Source organism: Streptococcus sp. HMSC073A12 (assembly GCF_001812815.1).
GTDB lineage: Bacteria > Bacillota > Bacilli > Lactobacillales > Streptococcaceae > Streptococcus > Streptococcus vaginalis.
Window position 1 is genome coordinate 1 of record NZ_KV810548.1, and the last position, 17,309, is coordinate 17,309.

A 17,309-nucleotide genomic window follows, 5' to 3' on the forward strand; every position below is an offset into this window, starting at 1 on the left:
AAAACATTGAATTGCTTGACAAATGGTAGAAAAAAGACCACCTCTTTGGTGATCCTTATAGGGAGATTATTATGAAAAAGTTTTAGGATTTCATCAAATAAAGTTAGGAGGTCTTCATTTGATAATATTATTATAAAACGATTTTCTTAAATGAAGCTTAAGCCGTATTTCAAATTTACAATTTCTGCAAAAGATACTAAAAAAGTTCTAGATTCCCTTTTTCTTCATTGACTAAAAACTCTGGGTGCCATTGAAGCCCAATGATCCGACTATCATCTAGCGACTCAATCGCTTCAATGGTTTCATCCCTAGGATCAAAAGCTGTTGCGCGAAAATTCGGTGCCAAATCTTTAATACTTTGTCGGTGGACAGAGTTAATCTGACTAGCACGACCGAACAATTCTTCAACAATGCTGCCTTTCTCAGTTTGAATAGAATGAGAAGTTCTAAAAGGTAAGCCCTGCCAATGGTTGTCAATATGCTGATTGAGCGTTCCATCAAAAGCAACATTGACCAACTGCAAGCCTCGGCAAATTGCCATAATTGGTTTTTCTTGTCGAATAGTTTCTGCTAACAGAGCCAGCTCAAATTCGTCTCGCACCATATTGTAATCATCACTCTCAATCGTCTGCTTTTCTCCGTAAAAAGTGGGGTGCACATGTTGTCCGCCAGACAAAATCAATTTATCAATACTTTCAATATAATCCCTCACCAAACTTTTGTCACCAACAGGGATAATCATAGGCAATCCACCAGCAATTCTGATACTCTCAGCAAATTTACTAGAAACGGACGAATGGATATTTTTACCTTCCTTATCGACAGGACAAAGATTAGCGGTCACTCCAACAATCGGTCTGCTCATACGATTCCCTCCTCATTGATATACACAATCTTACCACTTCCTCTACCTGCCGTCCAATTGATTTTTTTTAAAGGTCGTGATAAATAGTTTTTATACTAGCCACAACTCCTGCCTCATTACACTCTTTTTATGCACTTTAATCAGCCTTTATTCTTATAAAATAATAACTTATAAAAACAAGCTACTACTAAACAAGAAATTTATCGCTTTCTATGGTAAAATGAAATTAGAAAACTCTATAAGGAGAAGAACATGGAAAAACAAACAGTTGCTGTTTTAGGCCCTGGTTCATGGGGGACTGCCTTGGCACAAGTATTAAATGACAACGGACATGAAGTTCGTATTTGGGGCAATATTGCCGAACAAATTACTGAAATCAACGAGCACCACACTAACAAACGGTATTTTAAAGATATTGTTCTTGATGAAAAGATCACAGCGTATTACGACTTAAAAGAAACCCTTGATGGTGTGGATGCTATCCTTTTCGTCGTTCCAACCAAGGTCACACGTCTTGTAGCCAAACAAGTAGCCGAGGTGCTGAATCATCCAGTTAAAGTGATGCATGCTTCAAAAGGTCTGGAGCCCGACACTCACAAACGACTTTCCATGATTTTAGAGGAAGAATTGCCTGAACAATTCCGTAGCGAAATCGTCGTTGTCTCTGGTCCCAGCCACGCTGAGGAGACTATCGTTCGCGACATTACTCTCATCACAGCAGCTTCAAAAGACTTAGAAACAGCTAAATACGTCCAAAACCTTTTCAGCAATCACTACTTCCGTCTCTACACCAATACAGATGTCATCGGTGTGGAAACAGCGGGTGCACTCAAAAACATCATTGCGGTCGGAGCAGGGGCTCTTCACGGTCTTGGCTATGGTGACAATGCAAAAGCCGCTATTATCACGCGTGGCTTAGCAGAAATCACCCGTCTCGGTGTCAAACTCGGTGCCAGTCCTTTAACATATAGCGGTTTATCCGGAGTGGGAGATTTAATTGTCACAGGAACCTCCGTTCACTCACGCAATTGGCGCGCTGGTGACGCTCTTGGTCGCGGTGAAAAGTTAGAAGATATCGAAGCCAACATGGGCATGGTTATTGAAGGCATTTCCACCACCAAAGCTGCTTACGAACTCGCACAAGAACTGGGTGTCTATATGCCAATTACTCAAGCGATCTATCATGTGATTTATGAAAGCCTTAACATAAAAGACGCCATTTATGATATAATGAATAATGAATTCAAAGCTGAAAACGAATGGTCGTAATTAGCTACTACAAAAAAGGAGGGGCATATGACTCAAGTAAGAAAAGCTGTTATCCCTGCTGCTGGACTCGGAACTCGTTTCTTGCCAGCAACCAAAGCGCTCGCCAAAGAAATGCTGCCTATTGTTGACAAACCAACTATTCAATTTATTGTTGAAGAAGCGTTAAAATCCGGTATCAAAGACATTCTGGTTGTAACAGGTAAATCCAAACGCTCCATTGAAGACCACTTTGATTCAAATTTTGAATTGGAGTACAACCTCAAAGAAAAAGGTAAATCTGATCTTTTAAAACTCGTAGATGAAACGACTGGTATCGGTCTTCATTTCATTCGTCAAAGCCATCCACGTGGGCTTGGAGATGCTGTTTTACAAGCCAAAGCTTTCGTTGGGAATGAATCTTTCGTTGTCATGCTAGGTGATGACCTAATGGACATTACAAATGACAAAGCAGTACCACTTACCAAGCAATTGATGAACGATTACGAAGAAACACACGCTTCAACTATTGCTGTTATGAAAGTGCCACACGACGAAGTTTCTTCTTACGGTGTTATTGATCCACAAGGTGAAGGAGTAAATGGGCTCTACAGCGTTGAAACTTTTGTTGAAAAGCCAAAACCAGAAGACGCACCAAGTGATCTCGCCATTATCGGACGCTACCTACTAACACCTGAAATCTTCTCCATCTTGGAAACACAAAAGCCAGGTGCCGGAAATGAAATCCAGCTGACAGATGCTATTGATACTCTCAACAAAACACAAAGAGTATTCGCTCGTGAGTTCACAGGTGACCGTTATGATGTCGGCGACAAATTTGGCTTTATGAAAACATCTATTGACTATGCCCTCAAACATCCTCAAGTCAAAGACGATATGAAGCAATACATTATTGAGTTAGGCAAGAAATTAGACAAAAAAGAAAACTAACAGACAGCTGTGATGGGTGGCACCTATTCCTAATCAATTGTTCCAAGGAACTCTAATTGATTAAAATCAAAAGTGCTTTTCCAATCACTACCTTTGTTGGGAAAACAATAGCTTGTAAAAGGCAGGGAAAATCTCATCCCTGCCTTACTTTTTGATATCCAAAATTCTTAACGAAGTAGATAATTGCTCAAAGCACTGACTTGAGGTTATAGATAGAGTTTGCGAAGTAAGTCTCAATACTGCTTTTGGCAGACTCGGAAAAAAACCTTTGGAAATGAAAATAGTAACCGCAAATCTACTTTACAACAAACTCTCATTGTACCCAATCTAAATAAAAAACTCATTAAAATTCTGAATGGTCTGTTTTAGGTCTTAAACGGTCATTTTTAACTAAAACTCCGCTTTAGTGATTTCCTAAGACAGAGTTATTTCTATAAAGTTAAAAGATAAATCGCAGAATAGCTACCAATATCACACCAAAAATCACGGTCACTACTAAGTTACGATAGCGAAAAGCAATATAAATTGTTGGAAAGACAGCTATTAAATCTAGCCATTTAAAGGTTGGCAACTGCCCTATCTTCCCATTTGTAAGGCTGGATAAAATCAATGCAAAAATAATAGAGACTGGTAAATACTGTAAAAATCGTTCTACAACTTTAGGTAAGCCACGATATTTTACCAAGATAAAAGGAGTCACCCGCACTAGCCACGTCACCAAGGCTGAGAGAAGAATGGCGACAAATATATAATTATTTATCATCTAGCATTACCCCCGCAGCACAACCTAATAAGGTCGACATAAAAACAGCTAAAGACGAAGAAACAAGCATGCTTAAAACATAGAACGATAAAGCTACCACAGACAAAATCACTACTAGTTTTTGAAATTTTGTTTTATGTAACATCACTAAAAATTGGGAAGAAAAAATCCCAATAAACATGCCTACCAGCGCAAAGTCCAGTCCAAACACTTCTGGATTGGGCAAAAGACTTCCTAATGTCGTTCCGACCACAGAGCCAACAATCCAAGCAAGATAGCTCGTAATATTATTGCCATACATCCACTGAAGCGAAATATCCTTTGTATGGACACGCTCACTTAGTAAAACGCCGTATGTTTCATCTGTCAAGAGTATTCCGATACCGATATTTTGCAATAGACTGGCATGCCAAAAAAAGGTTGATGTATGAAGGCTCAGCAAAAACAACCGCAAATTGATTAAAAAAACTGTCAGAGCAATAGCTGTTACCGGTGCGTAAATCGCAAGAAGTGCTAGCATAGCAAACTGAGCACTTCCTGCATAGACTAAACTGCTCATGAGTGCCATTTCAAGAGGGCTGACATAAGAGGCACCAATAATTCCACAAGCTAGTCCAATACTAATATACCCAAGAGCCGTTGGCATCGCTGCCTTAGCCCCATCCTTAAAACTTTTTCCAATCATATTTATTCTTCCATTGTGTCAAATGCCAGACTTGGCTTAGCATTCAAGCTAAATGTTGCAAGCTTCCCTTTATTCCACTCACTGACGCTCGCATAAGCAATCATTCCTGCATTGTCCCCACAGAGACGCAAAGGCGGTATGATTACCTTGATATCTGTCATTTCAGCTGCTAAACGTTCACGTAAACCTTGATTAGCAGCAACACCGCCCGCAACGACTAAGGTCTTAACAGGATATTTCTCCAAAGCTTTTTTTGTTTTTGCCATGAGAATATCTAAAACAGCAGCTTGAAAACTAGCAGCCAAATTTTCTTTCGACAAACTTTCACCCCTTTGCTCCGCATTGTGACAGAGGTTGATAAAGGCAGACTTCAACCCAGAGAAAGAAAATTCTAAATTATCCTCTTTAATCATCGCTCTCGGAAAATCATAAATATCTTGTCCTTTATGGGCCAATTCATCTATCTCACGCCCAGCTGGATAAGTCAATCCCATCACACGACCAACTTTATCATAAGCTTCTCCAACTGCATCATCGCGTGTTTCTCCGACAATCTGATAATCACCAGCTTCGCTAACATAAACCAATTCCGTATGCCCTCCACTGACTAATAATGCTAAAAGAGGGTATTCTAATTTCTCAACACTCTGAGCCGCCATCAGATGACCTGCCATATGATTGACAGGAATAAGCGGTAAATGATGTGCCCACGCAAAAGACTTGGCAGCTGCCAATCCGACCAAAAGAGCACCAACTAGCCCCGGTCCATAAGTGACTGCTACTGCAGTCACTTCTTTTTCTGTAATACCAGCCTCCGCAAGAGCCTCCTCAATGCAAGCTGTGATAACTTCCACATGATGACGGCTAGCCACTTCCGGTACCACGCCACCAAAACGTTTATGGCTCTCAATCTGGCTGGCAATAACATTGGATAAGAGTTCAGCGTCATTCTTTAAAACCGCTACGCTAGTCTCATCGCAGGAGGTCTCAAAAGCTAAAATATATCTGTCATTCATTGTTTTCCCTTTTCATTACAATCGCATTTTCCACTGGCTCATGATAGTAATTCTTACGCCGAGCGATTTCTATAAATTTCTCTTTTTGGTAAAATAGCAGAGCTGCTTTGTTGGATTCTCTCACTTCGAGAAAAATCTCTTTGTCAATTGGCAGATGTTCAAACAAAGCGGTCGCAATTTTTTGTCCTTGATAGGCTTTCTTAACCGCAATTTGTAAAACTTCCGCTTCAAAATCCGACTCTTGAAAAGCCAGAAAGCCGATTAAATTTTGAGCTTCCAAGGCCAAAACATAAACTGACAAAGGATTTTGTAAATCTTTCTCAATCTGCTCTATATTCCAAGGACTGGCTGCATAAACATCTTTTAATACTTGATAAATCTGCTCCGCCAAATCAGCAACCTGCTTTTTTTCATCTTTTTTAATCTCAATCATAAGCGCTTGATGTAAGAATCGTTCGTTTCTTGATGATTTTTGAGCCAATTCTCTTCTGCTTCCACTCGCTTGAGGTAATTCGGTACGAAATCATGAACAGAACGGGCTGGTAATTGTAGGCCGATTTTAGCAAGGAGCACAGCGCTTGGCAAGGTTGCTTTGATAAGAGCTGATGGCAAAGCGGATTGAATCTGCTCCGCAAAATTTTCCACTTCTCCTACAAAAGTTACCTGAGAAGCAGACTTGGCTTTTTCTAACACTTCTTCAAAAGATAAATGAGCTTCCGGCTGAGTTGCTCTGCCATTTTCATAAAAACCAGCATAGACATTGTTGCGTCTAGCATCCATGAGAGGAATGACCAAGCCGTCAATGTCCTCTGCCACCATAATCCGCAAGCTAGAAACTCCCACCAAATCTATTTTAAGCGTATGTGCTAACGTTTTGGCCGTTGCCACAGCAATTCGCAAACCTGTATAACTACCAGGACCTTCTGCAACTACAATGCGACCTAAGTCACTTGGTTTCAAATCCAAACTTTCCATTAAAAAATCAATAGCCGGCATCAATGTAACGCTATGATTTTTCTTAATATTTATCGTCATCTCAGCAAGCAACTTATCATCTTCTAAAATCGCAATTGCTAGGGCTTTGCTGGATGTGTCAAAAGCTAAAACTTTCATTCTTATCTTTCCTTTGTGATAATCTACTTTCTATTATACTACAAAAAATACGGATTTCCTCAATATGATTTCCAAAAAAACAAGACCTTTTGAAAATCGTTTTCCTAGTTTTTCTCACTTCTTTCTTTTACTAAATAACCTTTTTATGATATAATGATTATAATTGTAACGTATCAAAATCAATTTATTACCCAGAAAATCAAATAGATGGAGACCGCCCTTGAAAATAAGGTGGCTATTTTCTGGTAGATTGATCATGAATGAGAAAGGAATTGAAATGATTTACAAAGTTTTTTATCAAGAAACAAAAGAACGCAATCCACGTCGGGAAAACACGCATTCTCTCTACTTGGATATTGACGCCAAAGACGAACTAGAAGGACGCATCAAAGCCCGGAAACTCGTCGAAGAAAAAACACCTTATAATGTTGAATTAATTACACTTTTGTCTGACAAACATTTAGAATACGAAAAAGAATCAGGCAACTTTACAATTACGGAGCTCTAAACCATGTCATATACTTTAAAACCCGAAGAAGTCGGTGTATTTGCCATTGGTGGTTTAGGAGAAATCGGAAAAAATACCTACGGGATTGAATACCAGGATGAGATTATCATCGTTGATGCAGGGATTAAATTTCCTGAAGACGACCTCTTAGGGATTGATTATGTCATTCCTGATTATTCTTATATCGTAGAAAATATTGACCGTATCAAAGGAGTGTTGATTACTCACGGTCACGAAGACCACATCGGAGGGATTCCCTTCCTTCTCAAGCAAGCAAATGTTCCCATTTATGCTGGACCACTTGCCCTTGCACTGATTCGTGGTAAATTGGAAGAGCACGGACTTTTACGTGACGCTAAACTCTACGAAATCAATCAAAATACCGAACTTCAATTTAAAAATTTAAAAGCAACCTTCTTCCGCACAACTCACTCTATCCCAGAGCCTTTGGGAATTGTCATCCACACACCTCAAGGGAAAATTGTTTGTACGGGTGACTTCAAGTTTGACTTTACCCCCGTTGGCGAGCCAGCAGATTTACATCGAATGGCAGCTCTTGGGGAAGATGGCGTTCTAGCACTTCTTTCTGATTCCACCAATGCAGAAATTCCAACTTTCACAAATTCCGAAAAAGTCGTTGGTCAATCTATCATGAAAATCATTGAAGGCATTCACGGGCGGATTATTTTTGCCTCCTTTGCCTCAAATATCTTCCGTCTTCAACAAGCTGCGGATGCTGCGGTTAAAACTGGCCGAAAAATTGCTGTTTTTGGACGCTCAATGGAAAAAGCCATTGTCAACGGAATTGAACTAGGTTATATCAAAACCCCAAAAGGGACGTTCATTGAACCAAATGAAATTAAAGATTATCCTGCAAATGAAATTCTAATCATGTGTACAGGAAGTCAAGGAGAGCCAATGGCAGCTCTTTCACGCATTGCGAATGGAACACATCGTCAAGTGCAGCTTCAACCAGGTGATACAGTGATTTTCTCTTCTAGTCCTATCCCTGGAAATACCACCAGTGTCAATAAGCTCATCAACACCATTTCAGAAGCTGGCGTTGATGTTATCCATGGAAAAATCAATAATATCCATACCTCTGGGCACGGAGGGCAACAAGAACAAAAACTCATGCTTCGCTTGATAAAACCGAAGTATTTCATGCCAGTCCATGGTGAATACCGCATGCAAAAAGTCCATGCCGGGCTTGCAATGGATACAGGTATCCCTAAAAAGAATATCTTTATCATGAGCAATGGAGACGTCCTTGCTTTAACTGCCAATTCAGCTCGTATTGCAGGAAGTTTCAATGCCCAAGATATTTATGTTGATGGTAATCGTATCGGAGAAATCGGTGCTGCAGTCCTTCGCGACAGACGTGACCTTTCCGAAGATGGCGTTGTCCTTGCAGTAGCTACCGTTGACTTTAAATCAAAAATGATTTTGGCTGGTCCTGATATTCTTAGTCGCGGTTTTATCTATATGCGTGAATCAGGTGAACTGATCCGTCATAGCCAACGTATTCTTTTCAATGCGATTCGTATTGCATTAAAAAATAAAGATGCTAGCATCCAGTCAGTCAATGGTGCTATCGTAAATGCTCTTAGACCATTTTTATATGAAAACACAGAGCGTGAGCCCATTATCATCCCAATGATTTTAACACCAGATGAAGAAATCTAGCAATACAATCCTTACATAGTAAAAAAACAACTTGATTTGGGTAAAGTCAAGTTGTTTTTATTGTAGCTTGGTCATAACGACCAAACGAGTGGAAACTCTGGAGTTTTATCAACATTCTAATTTAATTTTTATACATATTCAGCTCCCAACTTCCACAAGTCTGAACCAAGAGAGAATGGCAACAAAAAAGAGAGGCAAGCCTCCCTTTTCTATACTGATGAATTATTTAGCAATTTTTGCAAAGTATTCAAGAGTACGTACAAGTTGTGCAGTGTATGACATTTCGTTATCGTACCAAGATACAACTTTCACCAATTGTTTTCCGTCAACATCAAGAACTTTAGTTTGAGTTGCATCAAACAATGAACCAAATGACATACCTACGATATCTGAAGATACGATTGGATCTTCTGTGTAACCGTATGATTCGTTAGCTGCTGCTTTCATAGCTGCATTTACTTCATCAACAGTTACATTCTTTTCAAGAACAGCAACCAATTCAGTAACTGATCCAGTTGGAGTTGGAACACGTTGGGCTGAACCATCAAGTTTACCGTTCAATTCTGGGATAACAAGACCGATAGCTTTAGCAGCACCAGTTGAGTTAGGAACGATGTTTGCAGCACCAGCACGAGCACGGCGAAGATCACCTTTACGATGTGGACCGTCAAGAATCATTTGGTCACCAGTGTAAGCGTGGATTGTTGTCATCAAACCTTCAACGATACCGAAGTTGTCTTGAAGTGCTTTAGCCATTGGAGCCAAGCAGTTTGTAGTACATGAAGCACCTGAAATAACTGTTTCAGTACCATCAAGAACATCGTGGTTAGTGTTAAATACGATTGTTTTAACATCGTTTCCGCCAGGAGCAGTGATAACAACTTTCTTAGCTCCACCTTTAAGGTGTTTTTCAGCTGCATCTTTCTTAGCAAAGAAGCCAGTTGCTTCCAAAACGATTTCTACACCGTCAGTAGCCCAGTCGATTTGTTCTGGGTCACGTTCAGCAGAAACTTTAACGAATTTACCGTTAACTTCGAATCCACCTTCTTTAACTTCCACAGTACCGTCGAAACGACCTTGAGTTGTGTCATATTTCAACAAATGTGCAAGCATAACTGGATCTGTAAGATCGTTGATACGAGTAACTTCAACACCTTCTACGTTTTGGATACGACGGAATGCAAGACGACCGATACGACCGAAACCGTTAATACCAACTTTAACTACCATTCGTGATTTCCTCCTTATGAAAATCAAAAAATTTTTATGTGAAAAGAGTAACTTGAGTTGCTACAAATCACCTTTCAACATATCTATTATATACTTTATCCCTTAAAATTGCAACTGATTTCAGCATTATTAACAAGGAATATCATTCCTTTCAAAGATTTTCATTTCTCTTTCATTTTCGGAAGCTAAGTGGGAGATATGCAAAAAGAGAGTGGGACAGAAATCAGTAGTTTCGTAAAAACTTGATTTCATCGTCCCACCTCTGTACGGTTGAGTAGAGCTGTAAAAGTTGATTTATCAACGTATTAGAGTCCACTCAACAGTGATTAATTGGCACTAAAGTGCCTAATTAATTGTGCATGGGAAACTCTACATTGACTAAAGTGAATAGAGCTTCTCCAAACCACTGCATCTTATAATTCTGACTATATAAAAAACGCCCGCAACTGCGGACGCATGGGCTTGACTTGATTAAGCTTCACCTTTGTTTTTCTTAATGATTTCTTCTTGTACTGACTTCGGTACATCTTCGTAGTGGTCAAATACCATCATGAAAGTACCGCGTCCTTGTGATGCTGAACGAAGAACTGTTGCATAACCGAACATTTCAGCAAGTGGAACATAAGCACGAACGATTTGGCTGTTACCATGAGCTTCCATACCATCAACACGTCCACGACGAGCTGTTACGTGTCCCATAACATCACCGAGGTTTTCTTCTGGTACAGTAATTGTAACAAGCATCATTGGTTCAAGAATGGTTGGTTGCGCAGTCTTAGCAGCTTCTTTAAGAGCAAGAGAGGCAGCAACTTTAAAGGCTGTTTCAGATGAGTCGACATCGTGGTATGAACCATCATACAGTTTTGCCTTCACGTCAACGATTGGGTAACCAGCAAGAACACCATTTGCCATTGACTCAATCAAACCTTTTTCTACAGCTGGGATGAATTCACGTGGAACGACACCACCAACGATAGCATTTTCAAACTCGAATCCTTTTCCTTCTTCATTTGGAGTAAATTCAATCCAAACATCACCGAATTGACCTTTACCACCTGATTGGCGTTTGAAGAATCCACGTGCTGATGTTTGTGCACGGAATGTTTCACGGTAAGATACTTGAGGAGCACCTACGTTTGCTTCCACTTTGAACTCACGACGCATACGGTCTACAAGGACATCCAAGTGAAGCTCACCCATACCAGAGATAACTGTTTCACCAGTTTCAACGTTAGTTTCAACGCGGAATGTTGGGTCTTCTTCAGCCAATTTTTGAAGGGCAATACCCATCTTATCTTGGTCAGCTTTTGACTTAGGTTCAACCATCAATTGGATAACTGGTTCTGGAACTTCGATAGATTCAAGGATAATTTTTGCCTTTTCATCTGTCAATGAGTCACCAGTTGTAGTATCTTTCAAACCAACAGCTGCAGCAATGTCACCAGAGTAAACTGTTTCGATTTCATTCCGATGGTTAGCGTGCATTTGCAGGATACGTCCAATACGTTCACGTTTTCCTTTAGAAGTATTCAAAACGTATGAACCTGAGTTCAAGACACCTGAGTACACACGGAAGAAAGTCAAACGACCAACAAATGGGTCTGTCATAATCTTGAAAGCAAGTGCTGCAAATGGTTCGTCATCAGATGCAGGACGAGTTTCTTCTTCTTCAGTATCTGGGTTTACACCCTTGATAGCTGGAATGTCAAGTGGGCTTGGAAGGTAGTCAATAACTGCATCAAGCATCATTTGAACACCTTTGTTCTTGAAGGCAGAACCAGCAAGAACTGGGAAGAATTCAACATTGATAGTTGCTTTACGGATGGCAGCTTTTAGTTCTGCTTCAGTAATTTCTTCACCTTCAAGGTATTTCATCATCAAGTCTTCATCAGTTTCAGCAACTGCTTCTACTAATTTTTCACGCCATTCTTGGGCTTGTTCAAGATAATCCGCTGGAATATCTTCTTCAAGAATATCTGTTCCAAGGTCATTTGTATAGATTTCGGCTTTCATGCGAACCAAGTCAATGATACCACGGAAGTCATCTTCTGCACCAATCGGCAATTGAATTGGGTGAGCATTTGCTTGAAGACGATCGTGAAGAGTGCTTACTGAGTAAAGGAAGTCTGCACCGATTTTATCCATTTTGTTAGCAAATACGATACGCGGAACACCATATTCAGTTGCTTGACGCCAAACTGTTTCTGTTTGAGGTTCAACACCTGATTGTGAGTCAAGGACAGTTACTGCACCGTCCAATACACGAAGGGAACGTTGTACTTCAATTGTGAAGTCCACGTGTCCTGGTGTGTCAATAATGTTGACACGGTAATCTTTCCATTGTGCTGTTGTTGCAGCAGATGTAATAGTAATACCACGTTCTTGTTCTTGTTCCATCCAGTCCATTTGTGAAGCACCTTCGTGTGTTTCACCAATTTTATGGATTTTACCGGTATAGTAAAGAATACGTTCAGTCGTTGTTGTTTTACCAGCATCGACGTGAGCCATGATACCGATGTTACGAGTTTTTTCAAGTGAAAATTCGCGAGCCATTTGGTTGTTTCTCCTATTATTTTATTTACAGTTTATTATAACATATTTTAAGAAAAGCGAGTAGGCAAATCCTACCCGCTTGTTGATTACTCATGCTAATTAGTAAGAGTACTAAGCCTTTGAAAGAGCTTTTGCAATTCTCTAAAAAGAGAAGCAATCTTACCAGCGGAAGTGAGCAAAAGCACGGTTAGCTTCAGCCATACGGTGAGTATCTTCACGTTTTTTAACAGCTGCACCAGTATTGTTAGCTGCATCTATGATTTCTTTTGCAAGGCGATCTTGCATAGTGTGTTCTCCACGTGAACGTGAAATAGTTACCAACCAACGAAGTCCAAGAGTTGTACGACGTTCTGGACGAACTTCAACTGGGACTTGGTAGTTAGAACCACCAACACGGCGAGCACGTACTTCAAGTACAGGCATGATATTTTCCATAGCTGTTTCAAATACTTCAAGTGCATCATTTCCAGTAGCTTCTTTGATTTGTTCAAAAGCACCATATACGATTGAAGCTGCTGTACCACGTTTCCCATCAAGCATAACGCGGTTGATAAGACGTGTCACTAATTTTGAATTGTAGAGCGGATCTGGCAATACTTCGCGCTTAGGCGCACGGTTTTTACGACTCATTGATCTTTATCCCCTTTCCTTATGCTTTTGGTTTTTTCGTACCGTATTTAGAACGGCCTTGTTTACGATCAGTTACACCTGCAGTATCAAGTGCACCACGAACGATATGGTAACGTACCCCTGGAAGGTCTTTTACACGTCCACCACGAAGAAGCACAACACTGTGTTCTTGCAAGTTATGTCCGATACCTGGGATATAAGCAGTCACTTCAATCAAGTTGCTCAAGCGTACACGAGCAAATTTACGAAGAGCTGAGTTAGGTTTTTTAGGTGTCATAGTACCAACACGAGTTGCAACACCACGTTTTTGTGGTGAGTTTTCACGAGTAGGTACACGTTTAAGACTATTATAACCAACGTTTAAAGCTGGTGATTTAGATTTTTCTACTTTTGATTTACGCGGTTTGCGAACCAATTGGTTAATTGTAGGCATCTACATTTCTCCTGTTTTTTTAATTTTGGTGATGATACACTTGGTGACAGCTATCATCTGTGTGTACTTTTGCAACATTTGTCAGCACGTCTCTGTACACTTTTGAGAGACCAAAAGTAAAAAGTACCGTCTATTAGTATAACACGAAGACACTTTCTTTGTCAATATATTTTTATAGTTTTCTTGCTGAGTTCCCATCTATTGTCCCGTAGTATTTGTGGCTGAGACACCTGCTCCGTTAGGCGTTGGAGTTTGAGCTGAATTGGTCTCAGCCTGTCCTGTAGTAGCTGAAGTTGCTGGCGCTTGATAGGTTTGAGGATAAGTTTGCCCTGCATCTGTTTGAGGCGTCACAGCATTTTGACTTTCTGTAGCAGCTGCTTCGCTAGCTGCACGCGCCGCGTCATCTTGCTTTTTAACGAAAAATAATCCCGCAGCAAGAATGAGTGCCAAAACTGTAACAATCGAAACTCTCAGCCCCAAGGAGCTTTGATCCAATTTATCCAATATATTTTTTAAATTTTCACCTCATCTATTTGTCAAAAATATTGCCAACTTCTACGCTGATTTTGTTGGACTTCACATCAATAGCTGTCACTTTCAACAATGATTTGTAATCCAAATGTTCGCGTTCTGTTTGTGCATTTTCCGCAAAGACTGCTACACCAGCCAATTCCGAATCAAATTCTCGTAAAAGGCTAATCATGCCGTTGACTGTCCCGCCGCCTTTTAAGAAATCATCTACGATTAACACACGGCTTCCAGCTTTCAGGCTGCGTTTCGACAAGAACATCTTTTCAATACGGTCACCACTTGAACCTGACACATAATTGACACTAACCGTTGAACCCTCTGTGATTTTCAAGTCGCGGCGCACAATGACAAATGGAACATTTAACACATTTGCCACTGCATTTGCCAACGGCACTCCTTTTGTGGCAACAGTCATTACGGCATCAATTTTTTGATTTCGAAACGTCTTGGCAATAATGCGTCCAATGTTGTTTAAAATAGAAGGCGTACTCAGCAAATCCGATAAGTAAATGTAGCCACCGGGTAAAATTCGATTGCTTTCAGACAATTTCGTGCGGAGGTCTTCCACCATTGCTCTAGCTTCTTTATCCGAGATAGAAGGAGTAAAAATAACGCCTCCTCCTGCTCCTGTAATGGTTTCGATATGCCCGATTTCCATTTCTTCAAAAGCACGTTTGATAATGACAATATCTTCGGAAATGGAAGATTTTGCGGACTCATACTTCTCAGCAAATGTATTGAGACTTGTTAATTCGTACGGATGATTGATTAGGTAGTTAGAAATAACTACCATGCGTTCACTTCTTCTTAATTTCATTTTTTCACCAATTTATTTTATTTTCTTCATTATATCATAATCAGTCCAAAAAACGAACATTATTTTTGCAATAACATTCGTTTTTCGTTTTTTACTTATCAAAATTAGGCTTATAGAAAGAGCGGTTGTCCATAGCAAAGATTCGATTGGTCAGCTCACCCTCGCCAACCAAGGCTAGAGCCGAAGTCATCATCATCATTTCCGCATCTAAATTATCAATCATGTGGATAATTTCAGCTTCCATGATTTTCGGACGCACTGGACTACCGTATTCCAACAAACCGTGATGACTTAGCAAAACATGACGGAGAATAATGACATCTTCTCTAGTGTCGTCAATTTTTAATTCTGCCAACACCTTTGTTATTTCTTCATCAATCAAAGCGATGTGTCCGATGAGATTGCCTCGAACAGTGTATTCTGTTTGCTCTGGGCCTGTCAATTCCAGCACCTTTGCTAAATCATGGAGCATAATTCCTGCATAAAGTAAACTCTTATTTAATTGCGGGTAAATCTCACCAATAGCATTTGCCAGCCGCACCATAGTCGCAGTATGAAAAGCAAGTCCTGCCTCAAAAGCGTGGTGATTGGTTTTCGCTGCTGGATAGGAGTAAAATTCTTTATCGTATTTAGCATACAAAGCCCGTACCACACGCTGCCAAACTGGGTTTTCAATTTTGAAGATCATTTGTGACAGATATTCACGTAGTTCTTGGACATCAACTGGTGGTTTTTCCTTAAAATCAGCTGGATTGTTTGGCTCGCCAACTTTAGGCAATCGCAAGGTAATTTGATTGACTTGAGGGGTGTTGTTATACACTTCTCTGCGCCCTTGCATGTGCACGACTTTTCCAGCAGTAAATTCTTCTACATTGTGAGGTTGAGCATCCCATAATTTTCCTTCAATCGTTCCCGTATCATCTTGAAAGGTAAATGCCAAATAATTTTTTCCAGCCCTTGTCTGACGTAGTTCAGCGGATTTGATGAGATAAAATCCCTCAAACAGCTCGTCTTTTTTCATTTGGTTAATCTTCATATTCTTCCTCTTCATCTTGGAAATCTAGCAGACCATTTAAGTCCGACTTGTCCGAAATTTCAATATGGCGCAAAGTTCGCTCGATAGCATTGGTTCTGCGCGTCAGCAATTCATCAATATTGCCAGAAGCGTGTTGCAAATGTTTTTGCGCCTTGAGCAAAATGCCACCAAATTTATTAAATTCTGATTTGACATTGCCCAAAACCTTGCTGATGTCATCTGCACTTCTTTGAATGTTGAGCGTTTTAAAACCGACCGAAAGCGAATTGAGTAGGGCAGACAACGTAGATGGTCCTGCAACCACAATCTGCTCGTCTCGACGCAAACTATCAAAGAATTCCGGATTGCGAACGACTTCTGAATAAAGCCCTTCCGTTGGTAAAAACATCACGCCAAAGTTTGTTGTTGCAGGAGGCGCTAAGTATTTCTTATTGATGTCCTTGGCAAAACGTTTGACACTCGCTAGCAAAGACTTGCGGTACAAATCAATCTCTTCTTTATTTCCTGATTCGTAAGCATCCTCCAAGTGATAGTAGTCAGCAAGCGGAAACTTGGAATCAATTGGCAAATAAATGTATTCTTTTTCTACTTGCCCCGGTAATTTAATTGCGTACTCTACGCGTTCACTAGAGCCTGCAACTGTCGCAAATTCGCGTTCGTACTGGCTCGGCGTCATAATATCTTCAATAATCTGACCGAGTTGCAATTCACCTAAAATTCCACGCGTTTTGGTATTGGAGAGCACTTTATTTAGAGTGCCCACATCACGCGCTACATTTCGCATTTCACCTAGACCGCGATTGACTGACTCTAACTGTTTAGAAACCGTTTCAAAGGAGGTTTGCAACCGCGTCTGCAGCGTTTTCTCTAATTTTTCTTCCACTGTTTGGCGCATTTGTTCTAAACGACGGTCATTTGACTCTTGAATCTGGCGCATTCGTTCGTCTGTCTTATCACGATTTTTGGTTAGATTATCGCTTATCTCTAACCGCATTTCTGTTAAATTTCGATGTAAATCCGTGCGCACCTCTCCCAAACGATCTCCCAGAGCCAATTCCAGCTGTTGCTGTGCTAGAAGGCGTTGCTGCCGCTCCTGCTCAAAACGGTAATCCAACTGATCAGATAATTGATCGGCTTGATCTTCAAAAATCTTCTTCGCTTGATCTGTCTGTTGCTGATTCTTTTGCCACAAAAGAAAGGTCACAATAAGAATTCCCAGCAATAAGAAGATGATTACAAACTCCATA

Annotated in this window: 18 protein-coding genes; 4 read left to right on the plus strand and 14 right to left on the minus strand. The window is 40.3% G+C overall.

Annotation, left to right across the window (positions count from 1 at the left end; genetic code table 11):
- Positions 1-196: 196 nt before the first annotated feature.
- Positions 197-865 carry a gamma-glutamyl-gamma-aminobutyrate hydrolase family protein gene (locus HMPREF2876_RS07175; RefSeq protein ID WP_024052306.1) on the minus strand — a complete coding sequence of 223 codons (669 nt, stop codon included), beginning with the start codon at positions 863-865 and terminating at the stop codon, positions 197-199.
- 252 nt (positions 866-1,117) lie between these two features.
- Here HMPREF2876_RS07175 and HMPREF2876_RS07180 point away from each other — a divergent pair, with 252 nt between their 5' ends.
- Both HMPREF2876_RS07180 and galU read left to right on the plus strand, forming a co-directional pair.
- Entirely contained in the window at positions 1,118-2,134 is a 1,017-nt protein-coding gene (locus tag HMPREF2876_RS07180) for an NAD(P)H-dependent glycerol-3-phosphate dehydrogenase (RefSeq protein WP_024052307.1), read from the plus strand.
- Between the two features lie 27 nt (positions 2,135-2,161).
- Positions 2,162-3,061 (plus strand): UTP--glucose-1-phosphate uridylyltransferase GalU, encoded by a 900-nt coding sequence (gene galU / locus HMPREF2876_RS07185; RefSeq protein WP_024052308.1) that lies wholly within the window; start codon positions 2,162-2,164, stop codon positions 3,059-3,061.
- A 439-nt stretch (positions 3,062-3,500) separates the two neighbouring features.
- Here the strand turns inward: galU and HMPREF2876_RS07190 are convergent, their stop codons facing one another.
- The 5 genes from HMPREF2876_RS07190 to tsaB are packed head-to-tail and all read right to left on the minus strand — an operon-like array spanning position 3,501 to position 6,638.
- Positions 3,501-3,824, minus strand: coding sequence for an AzlD domain-containing protein (locus HMPREF2876_RS07190; RefSeq protein ID WP_024052309.1), 324 nt, complete (start codon positions 3,822-3,824; stop codon positions 3,501-3,503).
- Positions 3,814-4,509 (minus strand): AzlC family ABC transporter permease, encoded by a 696-nt coding sequence (locus HMPREF2876_RS07195; RefSeq protein WP_070242085.1) that lies wholly within the window; start codon positions 4,507-4,509, stop codon positions 3,814-3,816. The genes HMPREF2876_RS07190 and HMPREF2876_RS07195 overlap by 11 nt, the downstream gene beginning before the upstream one ends.
- A gap of 2 nt (positions 4,510-4,511) precedes the next feature.
- Positions 4,512-5,525 carry a tRNA (adenosine(37)-N6)-threonylcarbamoyltransferase complex transferase subunit TsaD gene (tsaD, locus tag HMPREF2876_RS07200; protein WP_024052311.1) on the minus strand — a complete coding sequence of 338 codons (1,014 nt, stop codon included), beginning with the start codon at positions 5,523-5,525 and terminating at the stop codon, positions 4,512-4,514.
- A complete protein-coding gene (gene rimI, locus HMPREF2876_RS07205; RefSeq protein WP_024052312.1) occupies positions 5,518-5,958 on the minus strand; it encodes a ribosomal protein S18-alanine N-acetyltransferase in 441 nt (146 codons plus the stop codon). The genes tsaD and rimI overlap by 8 nt, the downstream gene beginning before the upstream one ends.
- Positions 5,955-6,638, minus strand: a complete 684-nt coding sequence (tsaB, locus tag HMPREF2876_RS07210; RefSeq protein WP_070242087.1) for a tRNA (adenosine(37)-N6)-threonylcarbamoyltransferase complex dimerization subunit type 1 TsaB — start codon at positions 6,636-6,638, stop codon at positions 5,955-5,957. The genes rimI and tsaB overlap by 4 nt, the downstream gene beginning before the upstream one ends.
- A 277-nt stretch (positions 6,639-6,915) precedes the next feature.
- Between tsaB and HMPREF2876_RS07215 the strand changes: the two genes are divergently transcribed.
- Positions 6,916-7,146, plus strand: coding sequence for a DNA-directed RNA polymerase subunit epsilon (locus HMPREF2876_RS07215; RefSeq protein WP_020999859.1), 231 nt, complete (start codon positions 6,916-6,918; stop codon positions 7,144-7,146).
- A gap of 3 nt (positions 7,147-7,149) precedes the next feature.
- Complete coding sequence (gene rnjA / locus HMPREF2876_RS07220) at positions 7,150-8,832, plus strand: ribonuclease J1 (RefSeq protein ID WP_003026442.1); 1,683 nt, start codon at positions 7,150-7,152, stop codon at positions 8,830-8,832.
- Between the two features lie 222 nt (positions 8,833-9,054).
- On the opposite strand, the gene gap is transcribed toward rnjA, so the two are convergent.
- The 8 genes from gap to HMPREF2876_RS07260 form a co-directional block, all read right to left on the minus strand.
- Positions 9,055-10,062, minus strand: coding sequence for a type I glyceraldehyde-3-phosphate dehydrogenase (gene gap / locus HMPREF2876_RS07225; protein WP_003026445.1), 1,008 nt, complete (start codon positions 10,060-10,062; stop codon positions 9,055-9,057).
- 471 nt (positions 10,063-10,533) lie between these two features.
- A complete protein-coding gene (fusA, locus tag HMPREF2876_RS07230; RefSeq protein WP_003026447.1) occupies positions 10,534-12,615 on the minus strand; it encodes an elongation factor G in 2,082 nt (693 codons plus the stop codon).
- Between the two features lie 159 nt (positions 12,616-12,774).
- Positions 12,775-13,245 (minus strand): 30S ribosomal protein S7, encoded by a 471-nt coding sequence (gene rpsG, locus HMPREF2876_RS07235; protein WP_024052315.1) that lies wholly within the window; start codon positions 13,243-13,245, stop codon positions 12,775-12,777.
- A 19-nt stretch (positions 13,246-13,264) separates the two neighbouring features.
- A complete protein-coding gene (rpsL, locus tag HMPREF2876_RS07240; RefSeq protein WP_003026451.1) occupies positions 13,265-13,678 on the minus strand; it encodes a 30S ribosomal protein S12 in 414 nt (137 codons plus the stop codon).
- 198 nt (positions 13,679-13,876) lie between these two features.
- Positions 13,877-14,182, minus strand: a complete 306-nt coding sequence (locus HMPREF2876_RS07245) for a hypothetical protein (protein ID WP_206151519.1) — start codon at positions 14,180-14,182, stop codon at positions 13,877-13,879.
- A 25-nt stretch (positions 14,183-14,207) separates the two neighbouring features.
- Positions 14,208-15,026, minus strand: coding sequence for a pur operon repressor (gene purR, locus HMPREF2876_RS07250; protein WP_003026455.1), 819 nt, complete (start codon positions 15,024-15,026; stop codon positions 14,208-14,210).
- Between the two features lie 91 nt (positions 15,027-15,117).
- A complete protein-coding gene (locus HMPREF2876_RS07255; RefSeq protein WP_070584572.1) occupies positions 15,118-16,062 on the minus strand; it encodes a 3'-5' exoribonuclease YhaM family protein in 945 nt (314 codons plus the stop codon).
- Positions 16,052-17,308 (minus strand): DNA recombination protein RmuC, encoded by a 1,257-nt coding sequence (locus HMPREF2876_RS07260; protein ID WP_070584574.1) that lies wholly within the window; start codon positions 17,306-17,308, stop codon positions 16,052-16,054. Before HMPREF2876_RS07260 ends, HMPREF2876_RS07255 begins: the two co-directional genes overlap by 11 nt.
- Between the last annotated feature and the right edge of the window lies 1 nt (position 17,309).